The sequence below is a fragment of the Allopontixanthobacter sp. genome (assembly GCF_034376665.1).
Lineage (GTDB): Bacteria > Pseudomonadota > Alphaproteobacteria > Sphingomonadales > Sphingomonadaceae > Allopontixanthobacter.
Map to the genome: position 1 here is coordinate 21,351 of NZ_JAXMJI010000051.1, position 6,000 is coordinate 27,350.

Here is a 6,000-nt window from a genome sequence, read left to right on the forward strand (position 1 = left end):
CAGCGCTGTGAACCAGGTCCACGGCTGCAACCATTCCACGCTGCCATCGGTCGACACATCAGCACCGTAGCGCGGGCGACCAGATTTTCTTGCGGCACGATTCCGATTCCCTCCGCGGCGGCAGCGGGAAAGCGGCTGTCGAGCGAGTTGTCGCGGTTATCGCCCATCGCGAAGAACTTGCCTTCCGGGACCACTACGGGTCCGAAATTGTCTTGCGGCATGTCCCCGAAGTCGAGGACGTTGTAGGAAATGCCGTTGGGCAGGGTTTCCCGGAATTGCTGGTAACGACAGGCGCCGGTCCCGTCGGGCAGAGTAATGATTTCCGAGAAGGCGTGGCACAGCGTGTTCTCGGACTGCGGAATGATGAAATCGGCGACCTTGACCTTGGGCACCGGCTCGCCATTGAGGATGATCTGCCCGCCGCGCATTTCGACCGTGTCCCCCGGAAGGCCGATGGCGCGCTTGATATAATCGCTGCCGTCAATCGGATGCTTGAAGAGCACCACGTCGCCGCGTTCCGGACTGGATGCGAAGATCCGGCCCCGGATCAGCGGGAAGGAATTGCGGCTGTAGCCATAAGACCATTTCGCCGCGAGCAGCTGGTCGCCATTAATCAGACCGGGCATCATGCTCTCGCTCGGAATATTGAACGGAGAGAAGATGAAGCTGCGGAAGATCACCACGATCAGCACCAGCTTGAGCAGGAAAACGAAGAAATTTCCGTCCTCCTTCTCGGTTCTGGGCTTGGTCACTTCAGGGGCCGCGACCTGATTCGCCGGAGTTGCGTCGGTCATAATACAGTCTCGGCTGAGGTATGCGCAGGGGCGTGGACGGCGGGATTCGAGCGGCTGGTCATCATCGCGGCCCGAAAATCGTATGCGGAGGGGTGTGGAGGGTTCCAAATCATCGACGCAGTCCCTACCCGCGTGGGGCAGGCCTAGGAAAGGATTTTCACGTGAATGATGCAGTTGCCGCGGTTTGGACGAAACTGGAGGCGAGCCCGCGCCGGACCCTGACCGAGCTGTTTTCTGCGAGTGACCGGCTGAAATTGCTGTCGGACCGCCTCGAATGGGGCGAGGAAGTGGACCAGGGCGGGATGCTGTGCGACTGGTCGAAAACGCACCTCGACGCGGAATTGCTCGGCCTGTTCGAGGAACTTGCCGCCGCTGCCGGTTTCGATGGCAAGCGCGAAGAATTGTTCGCCGGCACAAAAATCAACAACACCGAGGACCGCGCTGCCGAACATACGGCGCAGCGCGGCGTGGGTGAGGAAGCCTCGGTCGAAGAAGCGCAGGCACTGCATCTGCGGATGAAGATGCTGGTCGACGCCATTCACGAAGGCGCGCTGGGGCCGGTCAAGCATCTGATCCACATCGGCATCGGCGGATCGGCCCTCGGCCCCGCGCTGGCGGTGGACGCCCTATCCCGCGATCTTGCGCTGGTCGATGTCCATGTGGTGTCGAACATCGACGGGGTCGCGCTGGAAGCGGCGTTTGCCGCCTGCGATCCCGCGACAACGATGATCGCGATCGCGTCCAAGACATTCACCACCATCGAAACCATGACCAATGCGCAAAGTGCGCTGAAATGGCTGCGCGATAGCGGCGTTTCCGATCCCGGCGGGCGGGTGGTGGCATTGACCGCCAATCCCGATGCGGCGGTCGAGTGGGGCGTCGACGAAACACGGGTACTGCCCTTTCCCGAAACGGTCGGGGGGCGGTATTCGCTGTGGTCCTCGATCGGCTTTCCGGTCGCGGTTTCGGTGGGCTGGGACGATTTCGCGCAGATGCTCACGGGCGCGGCGGCGGTCGATCGGCATTTTCGCGACACGGACGGAGCGGCCAATCTGCCACTGCGCGCGGCCTTTGCCGATCTCTATTACACCCAACTGCGCGGCTGCCAGACCCGCGCCGTATTTGCCTATGACGAGCGGCTCGGCCTGTTTCCCGATTATCTCCAGCAATTGGAGATGGAGAGCAACGGCAAGTCCGTGACGGCCGAGGGCGAGCCGGTAACCCGCCCAACCGCGCCGATTACCTGGGGCGGAGTGGGGACCGATGCGCAGCACGCGGTGTTCCAGCTGCTTCACCAGGGCACCCATCTGATTCCGGTTGATTTCATCGCCAGCATCGCCCCGGGCGACGATCTTGACCCGGCGCATCACCGCATCCTGCTGACCAACTGCTTCGCGCAAGGTGCTGCACTGATGGCCGGGCAGACGAGCGAGGATCCCGCCCGCAGTTTCGCCGGCGACCGGCCCAGCGCAACCTTCCTGTGCGACGATCTCGACGCGGCGACACTGGGCGCGCTGATTGCGTTCCACGAACACCGCACTTTCGCCAACGCCGTGTTGCTGGGGATCAATCCGTTCGACCAGTTCGGCGTCGAGCTAGGCAAGGCGATTGCGAAGAAGATCGAAGCTGGCGGTAACAAATTCGACGCCAGCACCGAAGCCCTGCTGGCTGCTGCGGGACTGTAATAGCGAAAGGTTGCTCAATGCCCGAATACGATTACGACCTCTTCACGATCGGTGCCGGTTCCGGCGGGGTGCGCGCTTCGCGCGTGGCCGCTGCGCATGGCGCGAAGGTGGCGGTGGCGGAGGAGCATCAGGTCGGCGGGACCTGCGTCATTCGCGGCTGCGTGCCCAAGAAAATGTTGGTCTATGGCGCGCATTTTGCGGAAGATCTGGTGGATGCCAGAAACTTCGGCTGGGATATTGGCGAAACCAAATTCGACTGGGTCCGACTGCGCGATCATGTGCTGAAGGACGTCGCCCGGCTGAGCGGGCTGTATACCGAAACGCTCGAAAGTCACGATGTCGAGATTTTCCACGAGCGGGCCGAGATTACCGGCGATCACCAGATCACGCTGGCCAGCGGCAAGGTGGTGACCGCGAAATATATCCTGATCTCCACCGGCGCGCGCCCATCGCTGCTCGATTTTCCGGGCAGCGAACATGCCATTACCTCGAACGAGGCGTTCCATCTCGACGAATTGCCGAAGCGGGTGATCATCGCCGGCGGCGGGTATATCGCCAACGAATTCGCCGGCATTTTCAACGAATTCGGCAGCAAGGTCTGCATCGTCAACCGGTCGGATGTCCTGCTGCGCAGCTATGACGAGAGCTTGCGCGACCGGCTGCTGCAAATCAGCCTGACGAAGGGTATCGATTTCAAATTCCACACCAGTTTCAAGTCGATCGAGAAACAGGATGACGGCACACTGCTGGTCAAATTCGATGGCTGCGATGATCAGGTGGTGGATCTGGTCATGTTCGCCACCGGACGCGACCCGAATATCGAGGGACTTGGGCTGGAGACCGTCGGCGTCGAGACGGGCAAGAAGGGAGAAATCGTGGTCGACGAATATTCGAAGACCAACGTCGATTACATCTATGCGGTGGGCGATGTAACCAACCGCGTCCAGCTTACGCCCGTCGCCATACGCGAGGGGCAGGCCTTCGCCGACACTGTGTTCAACAACGATCCCAGAACGATCGATTATGACTGCATTCCCAGCGCGGTGTTCAGCCATCCCCCGATTGCCGCAGTCGGCATGACCGAGGGCGAAGCCCGCAACAAATTGGGGTCCATCAAGGTCTATCAGTCGGATTTCCGGCCGATGAAAAACGTTGTCGCGGGCCGGAACGAGCGGGGCCTGTACAAGATGATTTGTGACGCGGAGACCGGCAGGATCGTGGGCATCCACATGATCGGTCCCGAAGCTCCGGAAATCATGCAGGGCGCAGCGGTGGCAGTGAAGGCCGGGCTGACCAAGGCCGATTTTGACGCGACCGTGGCAATTCATCCGACCATGGCGGAAGAGCTTGTCCTGATGAAGTAAGTTGCCGCCTGCAACCGTTGGTTCTACTGCCTCGCGGCAAGGGAGAAGCATCATGGCGGGTACGGTCCTGGTCACCGGCGGAACAGGCTATATCGCAGGCGAGTTGATCGACCAGTTGCTGGCGCGCGGCTGGAGCGTTCGCACGACGGTTCGCTCCAGGTCCAGAAGCGAAACCCGTCTGCACGCGCGTTGGCCAGGGGCGGGTGACAGGATGCAAGTGTTCGAGGCCGATTTGTTGGCTGATGCCGGCTGGGCGGAGGCGAACGAGGGCTGCACCCATGTGGCCCACGTGGCCTCGCCATTCCCGCTGGCCGTCCCGAAGAACGAGGACGATCTGATCGTCCCGGCCCGCGAAGGCACTTTGCGCGCCCTCCGGTTTGCCCATGCGGCAGGGGTTGCGCGGTTCGTCCAGACGAGCTCCGCCGCGGCCAGGGCCTATGGCCAGCCGCCGGGCCGGACCCGCTTCGACGAGAGCGACTGGACCGATGTCGAGAACCCGGGGACGGCAGCCTATCCCAAATCCAAGACCATCGCCGAACGTGCAGCCCGCGATTGGACCGCCGAACACGCGCCGGAGATGGTGTTCTGCAGCATCAATCCGGTCGCCGTGCTCGGCCCGGTGCATGACGACGATCTGTCCACCTCGATCGAGTTCGTGAAAAAGGCGCTCGACGGGTCGATGCCGATGATTCCCGATGTCGGGGTCGGGATCGTCGATGTGCGCGATGTCGCCGCGCTTCATGTGCTGGCGCTGGAAGCTCCGGACGATCTGGTTCGGAATGAGCGGTTTGCCGCTTCCGGTCCGTTCGTCTGGCTTGCCGATATTGCCCGAATACTAAGGGAGCACCTGCCTCCGCTGCAGGCCCGCAAGGTGCCGACGCGGCGAATGCCTGATTTCCTGGTGCCGGTGCTGGCGCTGTTCATGCCGGAAATGCGCCAGCTGAAGTCGGAGATGGGCCGGGTCCGCGAAATCGATGCGGGCCACGCCATGAAAACCCTCGGCTGGACGATGATCGACAGCGAGAAAACCATCCTCGATACGGCGCGAAGCCTGATCGATCAGCGAATTGTGAAACTGTAATGGACATCACGGGAAAGACGATCCTGCTGACCGGCGGCACGGCTGGCATCGGCGCGGCCATGGCGCGGCAACTGGCCGAGAAGGGCGCGAGTGTGATCGTGACCGGGCGTTCTGCCGAGGGTCTCGCCAGGGCACGAGAGCAGGGGTTCGAGGCGATTGCGGCCGACCTGTCCGGTCCCGGCGGTGCGCAGGCTATCCTGGAGGCCTTGGGGGATCGCCCGATCGATATTCTGATCAACAATGCCGGGCAGGGTGTCGATCATGATTTCCGCGCTTCGCCGCCCGATATCGGCGCTGCGGATGACTGTATCTACGCCAATTTCAACTCCCCCGTCCGGCTGATTGCCGCCCTGCTGCCGCGCTTGAAGCAGCGGCCGGAAGCGGCGATCGTCAACGTCACCAGCGGCCTTGCGATAGCGCCCAACACCGGATCGGCGGTCTATTGCGCCACCAAGGCGGCCCTGCGCAGTTACACCCTCGCGCTCCGGGCGCAATTGTCGGGCTGTAATGTCCATGTCGTGGAAGCGCTGCCGCCGGTGGTGGCGACCCAGATGACGGCAGGGCGCGGCGGCATAAAGATGCCGGCTTCAGACTGCGCCGCGCAGATCATCCGTGCGATCGAGCGAAACGATCATGAAGCCAATGTCGGGATGGTCAAAGTACTGCGGACGGTGCATTCGCTCTCGCCGAAACTGGCTGGCAAGATCATGCTGCGTTTTTGACATCGTGCATTCCTATGCACTGGACTATGGCACTGGATCGAAACCCTGTTCGCCCCGCACTTGACCCTACGGGTTGCGCGTGGCTAGGCACGGCCACGCAATTCGAGGGATCTGAATGTCCGCCAATATCGCCGAAATGGAACGCCGCCGCCAAGCTGCCCGGATGGGCGGCGGGCAGAAGCGGATCGACGTGCTGCTCGACGAGGGCAGTTTCGAAGAACTCGACATGTATGTCGAGCACGACTGCGCCGATTTCGGCATGGCGGAGCAGAAAATCCCCGGTGACGGGGTGGTTACCGGCAGCGGCACTATCAACGGCCGGCTGGTCTATGTCTTCAGCCAGGATTTCACCGT

Annotated in this window: 5 protein-coding genes and 1 pseudogene; 5 read left to right on the forward strand and 1 reads right to left on the reverse strand. The window is 62.1% G+C overall.

Translation table 11 applies throughout. The features are described 5' to 3' along the window. Positions 1-116: 116 nt before the first annotated feature. A pseudogene (gene lepB / locus U0988_RS05205) lies at positions 117-794 on the reverse strand (signal peptidase I); the annotation flags it as partial. Between the two features lie 161 nt (positions 795-955). On the opposite strand from lepB, the gene pgi reads away from it, so the two are divergent. From pgi to U0988_RS05230, 5 genes are all read left to right on the forward strand, one after another. Beyond that, entirely contained in the window at positions 956-2,479 is a 1,524-nt protein-coding gene (pgi, locus tag U0988_RS05210) for a glucose-6-phosphate isomerase (protein WP_322291579.1), read from the forward strand. A gap of 17 nt (positions 2,480-2,496) precedes the next feature. Beyond that, positions 2,497-3,843 carry a glutathione-disulfide reductase gene (gorA, locus tag U0988_RS05215; RefSeq protein ID WP_322291580.1) on the forward strand — a complete coding sequence of 449 codons (1,347 nt, stop codon included), beginning with the start codon at positions 2,497-2,499 and terminating at the stop codon, positions 3,841-3,843. A gap of 52 nt (positions 3,844-3,895) precedes the next feature. Continuing rightward, entirely contained in the window at positions 3,896-4,924 is a 1,029-nt protein-coding gene (locus U0988_RS05220; RefSeq protein WP_322291581.1) for an NAD-dependent epimerase/dehydratase family protein, read from the forward strand. Further along, positions 4,924-5,646 carry an SDR family oxidoreductase gene (locus tag U0988_RS05225; protein ID WP_322291582.1) on the forward strand — a complete coding sequence of 241 codons (723 nt, stop codon included), beginning with the start codon at positions 4,924-4,926 and terminating at the stop codon, positions 5,644-5,646. The genes U0988_RS05220 and U0988_RS05225 overlap by 1 nt, the downstream gene beginning before the upstream one ends. Before the next feature lie 115 nt (positions 5,647-5,761). After that, positions 5,762-6,000 (forward strand): carboxyl transferase domain-containing protein (locus U0988_RS05230; protein WP_322291583.1); only part of this gene is annotated, 239 nt, incomplete at its 3' end.

Bases quoted from the DNA above. Each gene is read 5' to 3' on its own strand.
- gorA (WP_322291580.1), top strand. From the start codon at position 2,497: ATGCCCGAATACGATTACGACCTCTTCACGATCGGTGCCGGTTCCGGC.
- U0988_RS05220 (WP_322291581.1), top strand. From the start codon at position 3,896: ATGGCGGGTACGGTCCTGGTCACCGGCGGAACAGGCTATATCGCAGGC.
- U0988_RS05225 (WP_322291582.1), top strand. From the start codon at position 4,924: ATGGACATCACGGGAAAGACGATCCTGCTGACCGGCGGCACGGCTGGC.